Below are 737 nucleotides of genomic sequence, written 5' to 3' on the forward strand. Positions count from 1 at the left end.
AGAAGCCGGAATCCAGCCGCACCACCAGTGTCCCGGTCGCGCCGCAGACGCGGGCGGCGGCGAGATTGGCGCCCACGAACGAGACCGCGTTGCGAGCGGAATGAGCTTGCCCGCCGCGCAGCCGGGTCCCGGTGATCACCGGCGCGCTGATCGGCGAGGACAGGCACCCGGCAAGGAAGTTCAGCCCGCGGACCTTGGTATAGCCGGGCTTGGCGCCGTCTTTGCCCGGCCCGAACACGCGGGTGATTTTCGAGTCGATGTCGAGGAACGCGAGCTGGCCGGCCCCCGCCAGCAGCGGGGCCCGCGCGATCAGGTTCTGCAACACTGCGGTGGCGACGTTCTGCAGCTGGGCGACATGGCCGAGGGTGAAATCGCGCAGGAACGTGCCCAGCGTCGAGGGCGCCCGCGCCCCGGCGAACAACCGCGGCAACCCGCCGTGGCGGACCACGTCCAGATCGTCGATCGAGTCCGCCCCGGCCGCCATCCCGGCCACGATCGTCGACACCTTCGCCCCGGCATGGGCTCCCGCCGTGGTCCCGAGCATCAGCCGCTCGTCGGCCAGCCCGCCCAGCCCCGCGGCCTCGGCCAGCCGCATCACCGGCTCCAGCCCGGCATGCGACACGAGGTTCGGATCGTCGAACCTCGCCGACACCGCCCCGGCAGTATGCAATGATCGCATCCAGCAGGTGCCCTCTCCCTCGGTGACAATTGCTCTGTCGCAAGAACAATCATCCCAG

1 pseudogene is annotated in these 737 nt (G+C 70.3%); it reads right to left on the reverse strand.

The window, feature by feature from the left end:
- Positions 1-679, reverse strand: a pseudogene (locus PUT80_RS46235) (IS1380 family transposase); the annotation flags it as partial.
- Positions 680-737 lie beyond the last annotated feature (58 nt).

The sequence above is a fragment of the Amycolatopsis sp. La24 genome, from assembly GCF_029087445.1.
GTDB classification, from domain to species: Bacteria; Actinomycetota; Actinomycetes; order Mycobacteriales; family Pseudonocardiaceae; genus Amycolatopsis; species Amycolatopsis nivea.